At 72.4% G+C, this 15,365-nt stretch carries 15 protein-coding genes and 2 pseudogenes; 11 read left to right on the forward strand and 6 right to left on the reverse strand.

Translation table 11 applies throughout. The features are described 5' to 3' along the window. Window positions 1-3: 3 nt before the first annotated feature. Entirely contained in the window at window positions 4-906 is a 903-nt protein-coding gene (locus RWE79_RS31780; protein ID WP_475943527.1) for a universal stress protein, read from the reverse strand. Window positions 907-1,101: 195 nt separating this feature from the next. On the opposite strand from RWE79_RS31780, the gene RWE79_RS31785 reads away from it, so the two are divergent. After that, entirely contained in the window at window positions 1,102-1,914 is an 813-nt protein-coding gene (locus RWE79_RS31785) for a universal stress protein (RefSeq protein WP_475943528.1), read from the forward strand. 77 nt (window positions 1,915-1,991) lie between these two features. Here RWE79_RS31785 and RWE79_RS31790 read toward each other — a convergent pair. Together RWE79_RS31790 and RWE79_RS31795 are read right to left on the reverse strand one after the other, a co-directional pair. Beyond that, window positions 1,992-2,219: pseudogene (locus RWE79_RS31790) on the reverse strand (hypothetical protein); the annotation flags it as partial. A 246-nt stretch (window positions 2,220-2,465) separates the two neighbouring features. Then, complete coding sequence (locus RWE79_RS31795; protein ID WP_475943529.1) at window positions 2,466-3,095, reverse strand: hypothetical protein; 630 nt, start codon at window positions 3,093-3,095, stop codon at window positions 2,466-2,468. A gap of 760 nt (window positions 3,096-3,855) precedes the next feature. Between RWE79_RS31795 and RWE79_RS31800 the strand changes: the two genes are divergently transcribed. The 7 genes from RWE79_RS31800 to RWE79_RS31830 all read left to right on the forward strand — a co-directional run bounded on the left by RWE79_RS31800 (window position 3,856) and on the right by RWE79_RS31830 (window position 7,857). After that, window positions 3,856-4,512 (forward strand): CBS domain-containing protein, encoded by a 657-nt coding sequence (locus tag RWE79_RS31800; RefSeq protein ID WP_475943530.1) that lies wholly within the window; start codon window positions 3,856-3,858, stop codon window positions 4,510-4,512. A gap of 10 nt (window positions 4,513-4,522) precedes the next feature. Continuing rightward, complete coding sequence (locus tag RWE79_RS31805) at window positions 4,523-5,260, forward strand: CBS domain-containing protein (RefSeq protein ID WP_475943531.1); 738 nt, start codon at window positions 4,523-4,525, stop codon at window positions 5,258-5,260. A 76-nt stretch (window positions 5,261-5,336) separates the two neighbouring features. Further along, a complete protein-coding gene (locus RWE79_RS31810) occupies window positions 5,337-5,522 on the forward strand; it encodes a hypothetical protein (protein WP_475943532.1) in 186 nt (61 codons plus the stop codon). A 6-nt stretch (window positions 5,523-5,528) separates the two neighbouring features. Continuing rightward, complete coding sequence (locus tag RWE79_RS31815) at window positions 5,529-6,050, forward strand: flavodoxin domain-containing protein (RefSeq protein WP_475943533.1); 522 nt, start codon at window positions 5,529-5,531, stop codon at window positions 6,048-6,050. Window positions 6,051-6,184: 134 nt separating this feature from the next. Beyond that, window positions 6,185-6,649 (forward strand): Crp/Fnr family transcriptional regulator, encoded by a 465-nt coding sequence (locus RWE79_RS31820; RefSeq protein WP_475943534.1) that lies wholly within the window; start codon window positions 6,185-6,187, stop codon window positions 6,647-6,649. 44 nt (window positions 6,650-6,693) lie between these two features. Further along, window positions 6,694-7,434, forward strand: a complete 741-nt coding sequence (locus tag RWE79_RS31825; protein ID WP_475943535.1) for a CBS domain-containing protein — start codon at window positions 6,694-6,696, stop codon at window positions 7,432-7,434. Between the two features lie 132 nt (window positions 7,435-7,566). Further along, window positions 7,567-7,857, forward strand: a complete 291-nt coding sequence (locus RWE79_RS31830; protein WP_475943536.1) for a hypothetical protein — start codon at window positions 7,567-7,569, stop codon at window positions 7,855-7,857. Between the two features lie 52 nt (window positions 7,858-7,909). Here RWE79_RS31830 and RWE79_RS31835 read toward each other — a convergent pair. Then, window positions 7,910-8,916: pseudogene (locus tag RWE79_RS31835) on the reverse strand (zinc-dependent alcohol dehydrogenase); the annotation flags it as partial. A gap of 304 nt (window positions 8,917-9,220) precedes the next feature. Between RWE79_RS31835 and RWE79_RS31840 the strand changes: the two are divergent. Next, window positions 9,221-10,120, forward strand: coding sequence for a universal stress protein (locus RWE79_RS31840; RefSeq protein WP_475943537.1), 900 nt, complete (start codon window positions 9,221-9,223; stop codon window positions 10,118-10,120). Window positions 10,121-10,717: 597 nt separating this feature from the next. After that, on the forward strand, window positions 10,718-12,073 hold the full coding sequence (locus tag RWE79_RS31845; protein ID WP_475943538.1) for a helix-turn-helix domain-containing protein: 1,356 nt from the start codon (window positions 10,718-10,720) through the stop codon (window positions 12,071-12,073). 803 nt (window positions 12,074-12,876) lie between these two features. On the opposite strand, the gene RWE79_RS31850 is transcribed toward RWE79_RS31845, so the two are convergent. Continuing rightward, a complete protein-coding gene (locus RWE79_RS31850) occupies window positions 12,877-13,545 on the reverse strand; it encodes a hypothetical protein (RefSeq protein ID WP_475943539.1) in 669 nt (222 codons plus the stop codon). 100 nt (window positions 13,546-13,645) lie between these two features. Here RWE79_RS31850 and RWE79_RS31855 point away from each other — a divergent pair, with 100 nt between their 5' ends. After that, on the forward strand, window positions 13,646-14,062 hold the full coding sequence (locus tag RWE79_RS31855) for a hypothetical protein (protein ID WP_475943540.1): 417 nt from the start codon (window positions 13,646-13,648) through the stop codon (window positions 14,060-14,062). A 110-nt stretch (window positions 14,063-14,172) separates the two neighbouring features. On the opposite strand, the gene RWE79_RS31860 is transcribed toward RWE79_RS31855, so the two are convergent. After that, entirely contained in the window at window positions 14,173-15,354 is a 1,182-nt protein-coding gene (locus tag RWE79_RS31860; RefSeq protein WP_475943541.1) for an alanine--tRNA ligase-related protein, read from the reverse strand. Between the last annotated feature and the right edge of the window lie 11 nt (window positions 15,355-15,365).

Below are 15,365 nucleotides of genomic sequence, written 5' to 3' on the forward strand. Positions count from 1 at the left end.
GGCTCAGTCGTGCGGTACGACCGCGACCGGCGCCGGCGAGTGGTGCAGCACCCCGTGGGTGACGGGACCGATGTGCGCACCGAGCGGTGAGCGGTGGGCGCGGCGGCCGACGACCACCAGCGAGGCGTCGCGCGCGGCCTCGATCAGGTGACGGGCGGCCTGGCCGATCACTGAGTGCTCGGTCACCTCGACGCCGGGAAACTTCTCCCGCCAGGCGCGCAGCGTCCTGGTGAGCGCCGAGGCCTCGTCGTCGGCCAGTTCCTCGCTGAGCCCGGGGTCCATCACGCCGGGGCTGTGGCCGTACACGGGAGGCAGGCTCCAGCCGTGGATCACCCGCAGAGCGGCAGCGCGCCGGGCGGCCGCGTCGAAGGCGAACTCGATGAGCGCGTCGCTGGGCCGGTCGGTGTCCAGTCCGAGGACCACGTCGCGGTACGGGGTGGTCGCCGAGGGCAGCCCGTCGGCCCCCGGCCGGTGCTCGTCCTCCTCGATCTCACCGGCCCGTACGAGGACCACGGGCCGCTCGGCCGTGGCCACGGTGGCCTGGGCGACGGAACCGACCAGGAAACCGGCCACCCCGCTCAGCCCCCGGGAGCCCAGGACCAGCAGTTCGGCCTCCTCGGCGGCGAGCGGCAGCACGGCGGCGGGCTGACCCGCGAGTTGTTCGCTGGTGATCTTCAACTGAGGGAAGCGGACCCGGAGTTCGTCCGCGGCCTCGCGGGGGATCCGCTCGGCCCAGTGCCGCTGCGTCTCGGGGCCCACGAGCGGGGTCCGGGTGGTGGGTTCCCACTCCCAGACGTGTACGAGCCGCAGTGGCAGCCCGCGGCGCAGCGCCTCATGGGCGGCCCAGTGCGCGGCGGCGACGCTCTCGCGTGAGCCGTCCAGTCCGGCAGTGACGGTGCGGGCCATGTGCGTACCTCCGGATGGGAATGGGGAAGGGCGGGACTCGGTTCACGCCCAGACTGGGTTGCCCGGAGGGCGCGGCGGCAGGGGCCGCAGGTCCCCGCGCGGGGCCGACCGGCCCCTGTGGCGTCGGCCTACCGGCTCCGACACTGGTGGGGACCCCGGCGGGGACACCGACGGGGGTCAACGGAGGGGCAGGACATGGTGGTTCGCCGCGTCATAGCCGGGATCGACGGGTCCGAGCCCAGTCTGACGGCGGCCCGCTGGGCGGCGCGGGAGGCGGCGCTGCGTGGTTCCGGTCTCCGGCTGATCCACGTGTGGCCGCCGGATCCGTACGCGCCACCGGTGCTGGACCGGGCGGTTCGCGAACTCGCCCTGCGGCACCCGGGGCTGGATGTTCAGGGTCAGCAGGCCGACACCACCGGCGGAACGGCCGCCGACGTACTCGCCGATGCCGGCCACACCGCCGACCTGCTGGTGCTCGGCTCGCGCGGGCTCGGTGGATTCGCCGGTCTGCTGCTCGGCTCCGTCGCCCTGGAGACCGCAGGCCGGTCACCCTGCCCCGTCGCCCTCGTCCCGGAGCACCAGCCGGGCGGCGAACGGCCTTTCGAGGTGGTCCTCGGCATCGATGCCCGACACCCGGCCGGCCCGGCCGCCGACTACGCCCTCGACGCCGCCCAGCGCCGCGAGGCCAGGCTCCGCGCGGTCCACGCCTGGAGCCTGCCCGCACCGTACGGATCATCCTGGGCCCCGTACGCCGTCGTCGAGGAGGACCGCGCGGCCTGGGAGGACCAGGAGGTCCAGTTGCTCCAGGACGCGCTGCGCGGCCACCGCTGCCGGTATCCGGCGGTGCCGGTGGTCGCCGACGTCCGGCTCTTCAGTCCCGCGAAGGCCCTCGTCACGGCCTCCTCCCGGGCGGAGTCGCTGGTCGTCGGCCGCCCTGGCGGGTCCCTGAGCGGCGTGGCGCACGCCGTCGCCCACCACGCACGCTGCCCGGTGGTCCTGGTGCCGTGAGTGGCCGCCGCTGTCAGCCGCACGGAAGGCCGAGCGTGCGGGATTCGCCCTGGGCGACGGTGAGTTCGTGGCTGTCGACGACGACGGTGATCGGGGCTGAACTCCTTGAGCTCGGGCAGCGGGGCGGGGCGCAGGGCGTCGTCACGGGTTTCGAGGCCGGTGAGGCCGCGCTGGACGTGGTCGAGGGTGCCGGCGCATGCGCCGAGGCGGATGCCTTCGGCGGTGGTGCCGCCCTGGAGGTCGGCGATGTCGCCTGTGAGGGCTTCCCGGCAGCATCGACCGCCGGACCGGTGTCGTGCCCGGGCAGGTCGGCGGCGGGTCTTTCCTGCGGGACGGGCTCTCCCTCCGTGGCACCACGGGTGGCCGTCACGGGCGCGCCGCGACGTATTCCGTATAGGGCGCCGGCCAGGGCCGACGCAGGTGGTTGCGGCCCCTACGGCCGGAGCCGTTGATGCCCACTCGTACGGTCATGACGGTTCTCGCCTCCGGCACATGGGAACCCGGCCCGGGGCGGGGGAGCCCGGGTCGGGAGTGGGACGTGCGGTGCGGGTTCAGCGGAGCCAGCGGTGGTCGCGGACGACGGGCAGCTCGGCCCAGGCCTTGCCGAGTCCCCAGATGGTGCCGGCGCCGACGACCGCGAGGGCGATCAGGACGGCGGCGTAGACGATGTGGTAGTCGACCAGCGGGTTGGGCGACATGCTCGGCGAGCCGTCGGACAGGTGCTTGGCGAGCGGCCATTCGGCCATCCACATCAGCGCCATCATCGCGGTGCCCGCGACGGCGGCGAGCCGCAGGGCGATGCCGCTGACGAGGGCGAGTCCGACGCCGAGCAGGCCGAGCATGAAGAGCCAGTCGGCCCAGCCGGCCCCGGCCCAGTCGTGGAAGGCGGACTCCATCGGGCCGGCGGCGACGCCGCTGAGGAAGCCCTTGGTCGGCGAGCCGCCGTCGGTCCAGCCCTTGCCGGACGGGGTCGCGTAGCCCCAGCCGAAGGTCTTGTCGAGGAAGGCCCACAGGAAGACGAACCCGGTCAGGAGCCGGACGCCGGCGAAGACATGTGCGCGGGTCGCCGTGTCGGTCGCGGTGGCGGCGTCACCGGAGGCGGGAGCGGTACCGGTCCTGCGCAGCGACGGGAGGTGGAACCCCGGGCCCTGGTGCTGGCGCGGGTTCTCGTGGACTGCCATGATTCCATCCTTTTCGAGTGCTGTTCATGGTGCGCGGTGGTTGTTCGCTCCTCGTTGCACGTTCAATGTCCCGTTGCGACGGCCACCGGTGGAGGGGTCGGCAGGGTCCCCGCACGGGGCCGAACGGCCCTGTTTCCAGGGCCCGTTCAGCCGTTCCGACGCCAGTCGGTGACCTCGGGCAGGTCGGTGTCGGTGCCGCTCGCGGATCCACGCGTGGTGGCGCAACCGGGGCGTCCTCCGTCAACTGCCGTACGGGCGGCCCGCGAGGCGAGGCCCGCGGCGCGGTCAGTGGCGGCCGACATCACCGCGCTGGACGCGGTGGGGGGCCGGCCGGTGGAACGGGACAGGGCCACTGGTCACGCTGGCCCCGTCCGACCGGCCCCTTCGGTCAGCCGCGGGCACGACTGCCACGGGGCACTCGGCGCGGGACGCCACCGCCAGGCCGGCCGGCCCGGACGCGAAGCTCACTGCCGAGGTGCTGCCCGAGGACACCGTGCCGGCGCTCGCTGGTCACCGGTCACCGCGGCCGGGGTGAACTCTCCGGGCTGCTGCTCGCATCGACCGGCCTGGCGGTGGCACTTGTGCGCACCGGGCCACTGCCCGTGAACGCGTACGAGGGGCCGGTGCGGCCCCGATCGGGGACGGTCGGCCACCGGAGGAGGCCGACCGGCCCACGCGTTGCCGTCCCGGCCACGCGGACAGTGGGAGTGAGAGAGCGGGAACGCCACCAGGCAGCACCAGGCAGAAGGAGGCGAGGGCCATGACCGCGCAGCACCGTTGCGTCAGTGACCTGATGACGAGGGACGTCGTTCGCGCAGGTCGGGACACGCCCTTCAAGGAGATCGCCGAGCTCCTGATGGAGTACGACATCACGGCCGTGCCCGTCGTGGACGACGCGGACCGCCCGGTGGGCGTGGTGTCCGAAGCCGACCTGCTGCGCAAGGAGGCGCGGCAGGTGGATCCGGCCGGGCTGCTGCCGGCCGCGGCCATGGCGCCCGGGGACCGGGCCAAGGCCGAGGCCGTGACGGCCGAGGGCCTGATGACCAGCCCGGCGGTCCTCGCGCGCCCGGAGTGGACGATCGTGGAAGCCGCCCGGGTGATGGAGAGCAACCACGTCAAGCGGCTTCCCGTGGTGGACGACGCGGGCCGCCTGATCGGTGTGATCAGCCGTGCCGACCTGCTGCGGGTCTTCCTGCGGCGGGACAGCGCCATCCGCGAGGAGATCCAGGGAGATGTCCTCACGCGGACGCTGGGCCTGGCCCCCTGTGCGGTGACCGCCCACGTCGTCGACGGTCGCGTCACCCTGAACGGCACTGTGGAACAGGCAGGCGTGATGCCCGTCGTCGAGCGGCTGTGCCGTGGCGTGGACGGTGTGGTCGACGTCGACTGCCGGCTGGTTCACAAGCTCGACGCCTGAGGAGAACGCCATGAAGCAGCAGAAGATCGGCAACGTGATGACGGACGACGTCGTCCGGGTGGTGACCACGACGCCGTTCAAGGAGGTCGCGGCACTGCTCGCGGAGCACCGCATCAGCGGTCTGCCGGTCGTGGACGACGACGAGAAGGTCCTCGGGGTCATCTCAGAGACCGACCTGACGCTCCGCCAGGCCGAGCGGACGGACGCCGACGGCAAGCGGCGCTTCCGGCTGACCCGTCTGACCCGTCTGACCCGCGCCGCCCGCCGGGCCTCGGCCAGGGCCCGGGCGCGTACCGCCGGGGAGCTGATGTCCGTCCCGCCGGTCACCGTCCGTGCGAACGACTCCATCGCGCGCGCCGCCCGCACCATGGCGCAGCGCCGTGTCGATCGGCTTCCCGTGCTGGACGAGGAGGACCGCATCGTCGGCATCGTCACCCGCCATGACCTGCTGCAGGTCTTCCTCCGCGCCGACGGCGACATCCGCGAGGAGGTGATCGACACGATCCTGGTCCGCACTCTGTGGCTCGACCGGCATGCCGTCGGCGTCACAGTCACCGACGGCGTCGTCACCCTGGAGGGCCGGCTGGAGCGGGAGAGCGAAGTCACCATCGCCGTGCGGATGACGCGGCAGACCGACGGCGTGGTCGCCGTCGTCAACCACCTCACCTACCGCTTCGACGACTCCCAACCGCGCCCGGGCGAACCGGCGGTGCACGGCGTAGCCGACGGCTTTCTCCGCGGCTCCTGACGAGGGGCGGACACCGTGTTCATGTACGACAACGGCATGAACGGCTGGGGTTACATCCTCATGGCACTCGTAGTTCTTGGCGCTGGTGGCGCCGGCCGCCATGGCGCTGCTGCTGCGCCGCCCGCAGGCCGCCCCGCACGCGTTCGGCCCCACGCCGCAGCAGCCGCTCGCCGGGCGATTCGCCCGGGGCGGGATCGACGACGAGTACTACCGGCGGTTCTCCGCCCTGGAGTACAACGGCCCACCGGAGAAGACGAGGTGAATCACCATGACCGCACAGCGCGTGCTCATCGCCTACGGCACGAAGAACGGCTCCACCGCCGAGATCGCCGGGTGGATCGCGGGGGAACTGCGCCAGCGGGGCCTCGACACCGACGTCCGCTCCGCCGCCTCGGTCCGCGACATCGCCGGGTACGACGCCGTGGTGCTGGGAGCGGGCCTGTACGCGGGCCGATGGCAGCGCGACGCCGCCGGCCTCGTCCGCCGTCACCGAGAGGCACTCACGCATCGGCCGGTCTGGCTCTTCGGCAGCGGCCCGCTCGATGCCTCCGCCACTGAACGCGACCTCCCGCCCGCGCGAGGGGTGGCCCGCGTCGCCGACCGTCTGGACGCCCGCGACCACGTCACCTTCGGTGGCAGGCTCACCGAGGGCGCCCAGGGGTTCGTCGCCCGCCAGATCCTCAAGCAGGGCAAGGGCGGCGACTTCCGCGACCGCGAGCAGATCCGCACCTGGGCCCATGGCATCGCCTCCGGGCTCATCCCCGCCGCGCGGCCCGCTGACCGCGGCTGACGTGGCACATGGGCCGAGCGGCCGAGCGGTCAGGACCGCTCGGCCCATGTCCTGACCAGGGGCGTCGGCCCACGATGGTGATGAAAGCTCTTGTCACTGCCGAACCGGCATCATCTGGCCCGGAGGGCCGTCATATGACCACCACCACGACAAGCAACCTGCTCGGCGCACTGCCCCCCGAGGGCCGCGAGCGGATGATGGAGCTGGCCCGCGAGGTGTCGTTCACCGCGGGAACCCGCATCTTCGACGAGGGCCGCAAGGCCGACAGTTTCTGGATCATCCACACCGGCTCGGTCACCCTCGACCTGCATGTCCCCGGTCGCCACGCCGCCACCGTCGAGACCCTCGGCCCCGGCGATCTGCTCGGCTGGTCGTGGCTCTTCCCGCCGTACACCTGGCACCTGGGCGCCGAAGCCCAGAGTCCCGTGCGGGCGCTGGAGTTCGATGCCACGGTCGTGCGGGCCCTGATCGAGGCCGACCCGGTGTTCGGGCGGGCCGTCTCCCGCCGGATCGCCGAGATCGTCGCCCACCGGCTGCAGGGCGCCCGCACCCGTCTGCTGGACCTGTACGGACCGCACGGCAGCGGCCCCCTGCCGTGAACGCCGCCCGGCTCGGCACGGGACCCGGTGAAGGAGGAGACCCCATGCATGGCACCCCGCACATCGTGAGCGACGTGATGACCCGGACCGTTGTCGCCCTCGGCCGTGACGCCGCGTTCAAGGAGATCGTCCGGACGATGGAGCAGTGGAAGGTCAGCGCTCTGCCGGTCCTGGCCGGCGACGGACGCGTCATCGGCGTGGTCTCCGAGGCGGATCTGCTGCCCAAGGAGGAGTTCCGGGACAGTGATCCCACCCGCTCCGAGCAGCTGCGCCGGCTGAACGACCTGGGCAAGGCGGGAGCGCTGACCGCCGGGGACCTGATGTCGACTCCGGCCGTCTCCGTCCACGCCGACGCCACCATCTCCCGGGCCGCCAGGGTGATGGCGGCCCGGCGCGTCAAGCGGCTGCCCGTCATCGACGCCGAGGGGATGCTCACCGGCATCGTCAGCCGCGGCGACCTGCTCAAGGTGTTCCTGCGGCCCGACGAGGAGATCGAGGAGGAGGTCCGCCGCGAAGTGGTCACCTACCTCTTCCCCGGCGAGCCCTCGCCCGTCAGGGTCCGGGTGAAGGAGGGCGTGGTCACGCTCGCCGGGACGATACGCGACACCGCCCTGGTGCCCGTGGCGGTCCGGCTGGCCCGCGCGGTCGAAGGCGTCGTGGACGTCGGCTGCGAGCTCACCGGCGGCGCTCCCGGCGAAGCGGGATCCGGAGGCCGGACCGGTGATCCGGCCACCGAGCACCATGTCAGCGGCCCGGCGGTGCCACTCTCCCCGCCGGGCCGCTGACGGTCGTCCTCCGCCGACCGGCCGCGCCGTACGCCGCCCCCGCTCCGGGCCCACCTCGGCCTGCGCGCCGCACTCCCTTGGGGGTACGATCAGAAGGTAATTTGAACTTGTTCAAAAATGGGGGAGCAGACCATGCCTGAGCCGACCGTGCCCGGCCGGACCGACACACCCGCCGTCGCCCTGGGCCCCACCGCACTTGTCCTCGGCGCCATCTCCGCCATATGCCCGTGGACGCCCGCGCTGGCGCTCGCCACGCTCCCATGGGCGGTCATCGCCGGCGGCCTCGCCATCGCCCTCGGAGCAATGGGCATCCACCACGCCCGCGAAGGCGCCGGCCGCCTGTGGACCGCCGTCGCCGGAACCACCCTCGGCGCCATCGGATTCGTCGGCGCCACCACCTTCCTGTGGGCGCTCGGCGCCTGACCCCGGCGCCGTCGCCGGCCGGTGCGCCGGCCGCTTTCCGCGTGTGGCAGAACTCGAAGACGAGCCGGGCTTCGGCCCGGCCGCCCAGCACCTCGTCGATGGCGTCGTTGACCTGGTCCAGGCGCCGGGTCTCGGCGATCACCGGGTGCGGCCGGCCGCGTGCAGCGCGAAGACCTCGGCGAGGTCCTGACGGGTGCCGACGATGGAGCCGATGACGGAGATCCCGAACAGCACGGTCTCGAAGATCGGCAGCTCGATGGCCGCGTCGTCGCCGGGAAGGGCCACGCACACCAGCCGTCCGCCCCGGTTGAGGGACCGGTACGCCTGCTCGAAGACCTTCGGTGAGGCGGCGAGCACGATGGCCACGTCGGCGCCGCCGACGGCCTTGATCTCCTCGACGGGGTCGTGGGTGCGGGCGTTGACGAGATGGTCGGCGCCGAGCAGCCGGGCCACCCCGAGCTTGTCGGATTCGATGTCGACCGCGGTGACGAAGGCGCCGACCAGCCGCGCGTACTGCACCGCGAGGTGGCCGAGGCCGCCGATCCCGAACACCGCGACCCGCTCGGCCGGCACCACGCGGGCGACCTTGACCGCCTTGTACGTGGTGACGCCGGCGCAGGTCAGCGGGGCCGCGTCCAGCGAGCTGACGCCGTCCGGGACCCCGACGACCGCGCGCGCGTCGGCGACGACGTACTCGCCGTAGCAACCGTCCACCGAGTAGCCGGTGTTGACCTGGCTCGGGCACAGCGTCTCCCAGCCGGAGACGCAGTACCGGCAGTGCCCGCACGACGAGCCCAGCCACGGGACGGCGACCCGCCTGCCGACCAGAGCGGCGTCGACGCCCGCGCCGACCCGCTCGACCGGGCCGACGCCCTCGTGGCCGGGGACGAAGGGCGGGTTCGGCTTGACGGGCCAGTCGCCGTGCGCCGCGTGGATGTCGGTATGGCACAGCCCGGAGGCCTCCATACGGACCAGCACCTGGCCGGGGCCGGGCTCCGGGACGGGGAGTTCCTGGATTTCGAGCGGCTTGCCGAACTCGGTGACCACTGCTGCCTGCATGACGTGCTCCTGGGTGTGAGGAGGGGCGGGGGCGGGGTGTGCCCGGAAGCGGCTGATGCCGGGGTGCTCACATCCTGTGTCCGCGCCGGCCCCGGCGTCCGGGGCCGAACGGCCCTTCGGAAGGGGCCGTTCCGTACCGTCCTGAACCCTCGGGCGCACCCGTCCCGTTGGCCCGGCTCCGCCCCGGGGACCGTCCGCTTGGGCCGGTCGGTCCCCGCCAGGGACCTGCGGCCCCTGCTGCGGCCCCCTACCGGCCGGGAGCATGGAAAACAGGATCGGATGACGAGTGAAGGAGGTCGGCACCATGTCACGCACTGTTGTCGCAGGTCTGGACGGTTCGCCGGAGAGTCTGGCCGCAGCCGGATGGGCGGCCCGCGAGGCAGAGCGCCACGACGTACCGCTGCGCCTCGTGCACGCCTGGGACTGGCAGCCGCTTTCGTACGCCCCGCTCGCCGGAACCGAGCCGCACCGCCACTGGGCCGAGCGCGTACCGCGCGAGGCGACGCAGGAACTGGGCCGCCACCACCCCGACCTGGAGATCCACGCCGAACAGGTGAACAAACAGCCGGTAGACGCCCTCCTGGCCGCCGCCGAGGACGCCGAGCTGCTGGCGCTCGGGTCGCGCGGCCTGAGCGGTATCGGGGGCTTCCTGGTCGGTTCGGTCGCGCTGTCGGTCGTGGCCCACGCGACGCGGCCGGTGGTGCTGGTCCGCGCCGGCGAGCAGGAGCAGGACGAGCACCTCCGCGATGCCTTCGGCCGGCCGTCCACGAGTTCCCCGTACCGGGACGTCCTGCTCGGCCTCGACCTGGCACGGCCGAGCGACGCCGTGATCGGGTTCGCCTTCGACGCGGCCCTGCGCCGCACCACCGGGCTGCGCGTCATCCACGGCTGGAATCTCCCGCCGTACTACGGCTACGGCGCCGTCATGGATCCCGGTCTCAGCGCGGAACTGGCCGAACAGGAGACCAACGCGCTGACCGAGGCCCTGCGTCCGTGGCGCGAGAAGTACCCCACGGTCCGCGTGACCGCCCAGGCCGAGGTCGGTCCGGCCGCCGACCGCCTCGTCGACGCGGCAGCCGACGCCTCCCTGGTGGTCGTGGGCCGCCGCAGCCGAAGTGTGCCCGTCGGCGCCCACATCGGTCCCGTCACGCACGCCGTCCTGCACCATGCCGCCGCCCCCGTCGCGATCGTCCCGCACGACTGACCGGTTGAGTTCCCGAAAGGACCGGCGGCGGCGGGGCGTCGCCGGCCCGGCCTGCCCGTCGGAGTCGATGGATCGGTCCGGAGGCCGTGGCCGCCGGCAGTGCGGCGGTAATTGCAGAATGCGTATCTGACGCGGTACCGCGAGCGCCGACGCTGGGCAGTGGCGAATTTCGTGGGGCCAGGGAATTCACCGGCCTTGGCGGGCTCGATCTCGGAACGGGCGCCGGACTTTATGCCAGGGGCGCTGCTGCCCCGTCGCTTCGGGCCGGCCGCCGGCCACGACCGGCGGTGACGCGCCGGACCGCGCCCCGGCCGGTCCGATGGAGGATGTCGTGGCGGCTCCCGCTGAAGTCGCCTGCCGCCAACGGCGGAACCGTGCGCGGTGCACTCCACGAGCCCCCTGCGCGGTGCGGGCCGGGCGCACCGGGCGCACGCCACCGGTCGCGGGGACGGAAAGATCCACCGGTACCCGTCACAAGCGCCCGTGACAATACCGGAGGATATTTGGTCCGTGACTGCCGCCCTACCGGGGGATAGGGGCGGGAGGTACCATTGACTGGATATTTACCGCCGCCTCGACTCAGTCAAGGGGACTTACATGACAGAGCCGCTCCAGGTGGGTGCGCGTATCCGCCGTTTGCGACGGGCGCGCGGTCTGTCGCAGGCCGAACTGGCGGGACAGGACCTGTCCCCGAGCTATGTCTCGCTCCTGGAGGCCGGCAAGCGGGTCCCGTCCGGCGAAGTACTTCGGCAGTTGGCTTCGCGGCTGGGGTGCGACGTCGCTGAACTCAGCGGCCAGGACCTGCCGATGACGGTTCCCACTCCCGATCTGGAGGTCGAGCTGCGCTATGCGGAGATGGTGCTGCGCAACGGCGACGCCGAGGCCGCGCTGCACGCCTACCAGGCCGTGCAGCAGAGGATCTCGGTAGCGGAACATCCGCAGCTGTGGTTCGCGGCGGAAATGGGAATCGCCCAGTCACTGGAGCACTGTGGTCGGCTGGAGGAGTCAATCCAGCATTACGAGGCGCTGCGGGAAGCGTCGAACGGCAATCCCGAGAGCCGGGTCTCACGTCTGACGACGGTGGTCGCCCTGTGCCGCTGCTACCGGGAGCTCGGCGACCTCACCCACGCCGTGGAACTCGCCGAGTCCACGCTCACCGAGCTGGAGGCGCTGGATCTCACGCCGACACTGCTCGGCGTGGAGCTGCTGTCGACACTGGTGGGCGTCCATTTCGAGCGTGGTGACCTCCACCGCGCGGCTTATCTCGCGTCGCGTGCCATCGAGCAGGCCGAGAAGGTGAGCAATCCCAAGGCGCTCGGTGCCGCCTACTGGAACGCGAGTCTGGTCATGCACCGCAACGGCCACACCGCCGACGCCCTCGTGCTGATCGAGAAGGCGCTGTCCATCTATTCCGAGGGCGAGGACGAACGGGCTCTCGCGCGTCTGCGCAATGCCTACGCGTCCGTGCTGCTGCAGTCGGACACCCCCGATGCCGGTGCCGCCAAGGGGCTGCTGGAACAGAGCGCGGACTCCCTCAGCCGCGCCGGCAGCAGCGTGGACATCGCCTACTGCCACACCGACCTGGCGAAGGCCGAACTCCTCCTGGGCAATGCCCCGGCGGCGATCGGGCACGCGGACGAGGCGCTGCGTCTGCTCGGCCCGAACCACCGTCTGCAGACCGCCAGGACGTTGCTGGTCCTGGCGCATGCCCGGCTCGCTCAGGACGACCGGGAGGGCGCCCAGGCCGCCTACGAGCGCGGGGCCCTGATTCTCGAAGCGTCCGAGGCAGGGCGGCGGGCCGCCTTCGCCTGGGCCGAGCTCGCGGAGATCCTGCAGATCTGCGGCGACGACGAGCGCGCGGTCTGGGCCTACCGGCAGAGCCTGCGGTGCATGGGCCACCGGGAGACCGCACTCACCGCCTCGCTCAGGCAGTCGTTCTCCTCTCCGAACTGACGGCCGAGCACCACGGCGTCACCGGGTCCCGCCCCCGGACGAGCCGGCCTGCCCGTGCGGCGCCTCGGCAGCTGGACGGGCGGTCCTGCCACTCGGACGCGACCACCACGCGCGTGCCCCTTTGGTGGCTTTCGGGTCGCATGACCGTTCCTATGGATACCCCTTTCTTCGCCAAATCAGGCATTCTGACTCCCGGGGTTTATCTTGACATCGTCAGTCACGGGTGTCACTATCGAGTCAATGAGCAATCACCTTGCTGGGAGGGTAATGTGCGCCGGGGAATATCTGTCGTGCTTGCGTTGATGTTTGTGATGGGCGGCAGCGCGCCTGCGGTCGCGAGCTTAGAGGCGGGGGCGTCTACGGGGGGCAACGTGCGGGCGGCGGGTCAAACGCCGGGTGACGGGCCCTTGTGCTGCTGAGAACCCCTGCTGTGCGGTTCCGTCCGTGGGGCCCGGGTCGGAGTCGGCTTCGGCTCGGGAGGGCGGCCGGTGATCGGGCCCCATTGTGGTGACGCGTGATGACGCTTTCTTGTTCTGCTGACTTTTTCGGCACCGGGGTGGTGTGCTCGTCGGCAAGACGTAATAATGATCAGGTCAATAGGTCGTCGGCCTTGGTCGTAAAGGCGTCTATTCTTCTGGAGCGCCATGAGGGGGACCAGCCCGTCCGGCAGCAGCCCCTCCGAGGGCGCCGAGGCAGGCGCGCGACTGCTCGCCATGGAGTTCGCCGCGGCGGGGTACCGGCACCACCATCCGCAGGGGCTGAATTCGGATTCCGGCGATCCGGTGCTGTTCACCCATCCCGCCTCACCCGCGTGGCGGCGGTGGATGCTCGCCGAGCTTCCCCGGGCCGGCGGAGGCGCCGTCGTGGTCCAGTGGTGTGTCCGCGCCACCCGTCTGGACTCCCTGCCCGTGGCGGCGCCACCCTCCGCCGAGCGCGTGGTCGGTGCGGTCTGGCAGGGACGGCGAGCCCACGCCGCTCTGCTGGACGAGTTGTTGCGCGCCTTCGTGCGTGCGGGCGTCGATCCGCTGGACATCAGCTTCCTGCTGTCGGGACACGACCGATCCGCCGGGCAACCGGTCGCCGACGCGCTCCACGGCTTGGGCGTCCCCGCGCACCGTGTGGTGCACGGCGCGCTGCCGGCCGCCGCGCCACAGCGGATGGAACCCGAGCTGGGCCTGTGCGTGACCTTTCGGGTCGCCGTCGGGCCGCCGTGCTCCGCCGGATGCGCGCCCGACTGCCCGTGCGGCCGTCATCTGTCCGTCGCCCACTGCCAGTTCGTCGAGCGGGATCGGGCCGCGGACGGGCGCGTGGTGGCGCTGCGCCGCCCGGTCTTCGAGGTGCTCGTTCCCGAACACGCCCTGCTGTGCGCGTTGTTCAGCACCAGGGATCCGTATGCGCTGCCCGCCATGCGGTCGCTCATGGGACGTATCGCGGCCGTACTGCCCGGCCGGTCGGCGTTCCGCGACCGTCACGCCCGGGTCCTGGCCGACCACAGCTTCACCAGTGCCCTGCTGCTCGGGGAGGGCACGGCGCCGGGGCCCCCGGGGGCGTCCGTACGTCCTGCGACGTCTGGTGCGGCGGGCCGCAACCGAACTGCGTCTCGCCCAGGCGCCGTTGCCGGACCTGGTGGGCCTGATCGCATCCGCCGACCACCTCAACCGGGTCCCCATGGGGTTTCCTCCGCTGCGGGACAACGCGCTCATGCTGGCCCGGCGGGAGGTCGCCTCGGTCTCCCGGGTGTTCAACGACGGGTATATCCGCTTCCTGCGGCATGCGCGTGACGCGCGCGATCCGGCGGACACCGCGCGTGACCTGGTCCGTCTGCGGTCGGAGCACGGCGTGCCGCTCGCCCTGGCGCTGGCGTGGTGCCGGGAGGAGGGGCTGGAGGTGCCGCTCGCCCGTGTCGCCGCCGCCGATCTCGACAGCCGCACCGAGCGCCGGGCCACCGGCGGCGCGGCCGCCGCGGCACCCTGGGTACGGACCCGGTGACCGGGGCGTCGGCCCGGTCACCGCGCGCCAACGGAACACGGGCGCGGGGGACCGGCCCGGCGACCTGCCCGGCGACCGGCCCGGCGATCGGACCCCGCGCCCGCCGCAGGCTATGACGCGATCCGCCTCTCGTACTCCGCGACATCGACCGCATAGCCGGTCTCCGCGGCGATCTCCGCGGTGAACTCGATCGGGAAACCGTAGGTGTCGTACAGCGTGAAGGCGGTCTCGCCCGAGAGGGTGTCCCCGCCGTTGCGGCGCAGCAGGTGGAGTTCGTGTGCCAGCAGGGCCGTTCCCGCCTCGATGGTGGCGGTGAACTCCTCCTGTTCCCTCCGCAGCCGGTCGAGGACGCGGTCCTGGTGGTCCACCAGCCACGGATAGGTGGACCGGTAGGCCCTGATGACCACCGGCGCGGCCTGGCACCATTCCGCCGGGGTCATGCCGAGGTGGTCGGCGTACCGCACGGATCGCCGGACGATGCGGCGCAGCAACTGCCCGGCGCCCGGTTCGCCCGGGTGGATGTCGGCACTCCCCAGGAGGAGCACGGAGGTGCGCAGATGGTCGGTGAGGATACGCAACCAGCGGGTGAGGTCGGGGTCGTCGTCGATCTCGTCCATGGTGTACGGGCTGTAGCCGACCAGGGCCTCCACGATCGCCGCGAGGCGTGGTGTCTCGTAGACGCTGGAGCATCCGTCCCGGAACGCCAGGACGCGGTCGAGTTCGACCACCGGTCCGAGTCCGGGCACCGTGCTCCAGATCTCGGAGAACCGGCCGTTGCCACAGAGCCCCGGCAGGCAGCGGCCGGGATCCTCCGCCGGGCAGGGCCGCCCGGTGAGGTCGACATACCCGGCGGCGTCGGGAGCGAACTGCCTGCCGTCCTCCGCGGACGACCAGCGGCGGAGCCGGGCCACCCGCACGACGCGCTCCCGCGGGATGCCGTCACAGTGTCGGGCCTCCTGCGCGGCGGACTCCGGTCCGTGCGCGCTGTCGGCCAGGGCCACCCACAGGCGATCGGCGGAGACGCCCAGTTGGTCGGCGTCGCGCAGCGGGGTGGCGCTCCGTGCGGGCCGTTCGTCCTCCGGCCGGTCGGTGTCGTCCCACCTGCCGACCACTTCGAGAAGGGTGAGGTGGGTGGTGGTCCCCACCTCGTCCACGTCGTCCGTCCAGACCAGTTTGCGGTGGGCGGGCGACCGTCCGGCGGAGAGGGCGTCGTGGGGGCGGCAGTCGTAGGGGGACGCGTGCCCGGCGGAACCGGTGCCCAGGTCTTCGGACGAGGGGATGTCGTGGTTCATCTCTTGACCTC

Source organism: Streptomyces sp. RLA131, from assembly GCF_056270125.1.

What these genes read in the sequence shown, in the direction of transcription:
- RWE79_RS31780 (WP_475943527.1), bottom strand. Translation starts at nt 906, where the DNA reads ATGGCCCGCACCGTCACTGCCGGACTGGACGGCTCACGCGAGAGCGTC.
- RWE79_RS31785 (WP_475943528.1), top strand. Translation starts at nt 1,102, where the DNA reads ATGGTGGTTCGCCGCGTCATAGCCGGGATCGACGGGTCCGAGCCCAGT.
- RWE79_RS31795 (WP_475943529.1), bottom strand. Translation starts at nt 3,095, where the DNA reads ATGGCAGTCCACGAGAACCCGCGCCAGCACCAGGGCCCGGGGTTCCAC.
- RWE79_RS31800 (WP_475943530.1), top strand. Translation starts at nt 3,856, where the DNA reads ATGACCGCGCAGCACCGTTGCGTCAGTGACCTGATGACGAGGGACGTC.
- RWE79_RS31805 (WP_475943531.1), top strand. Translation starts at nt 4,523, where the DNA reads ATGAAGCAGCAGAAGATCGGCAACGTGATGACGGACGACGTCGTCCGG.
- RWE79_RS31815 (WP_475943533.1), top strand. Translation starts at nt 5,529, where the DNA reads ATGACCGCACAGCGCGTGCTCATCGCCTACGGCACGAAGAACGGCTCC.
- RWE79_RS31820 (WP_475943534.1), top strand. Translation starts at nt 6,185, where the DNA reads ATGACCACCACCACGACAAGCAACCTGCTCGGCGCACTGCCCCCCGAG.
- RWE79_RS31825 (WP_475943535.1), top strand. Translation starts at nt 6,694, where the DNA reads ATGCATGGCACCCCGCACATCGTGAGCGACGTGATGACCCGGACCGTT.
- RWE79_RS31830 (WP_475943536.1), top strand. Translation starts at nt 7,567, where the DNA reads ATGCCTGAGCCGACCGTGCCCGGCCGGACCGACACACCCGCCGTCGCC.
- RWE79_RS31840 (WP_475943537.1), top strand. Translation starts at nt 9,221, where the DNA reads ATGTCACGCACTGTTGTCGCAGGTCTGGACGGTTCGCCGGAGAGTCTG.
- RWE79_RS31845 (WP_475943538.1), top strand. Translation starts at nt 10,718, where the DNA reads ATGACAGAGCCGCTCCAGGTGGGTGCGCGTATCCGCCGTTTGCGACGG.
- RWE79_RS31860 (WP_475943541.1), bottom strand. Translation starts at nt 15,354, where the DNA reads ATGAACCACGACATCCCCTCGTCCGAAGACCTGGGCACCGGTTCCGCC.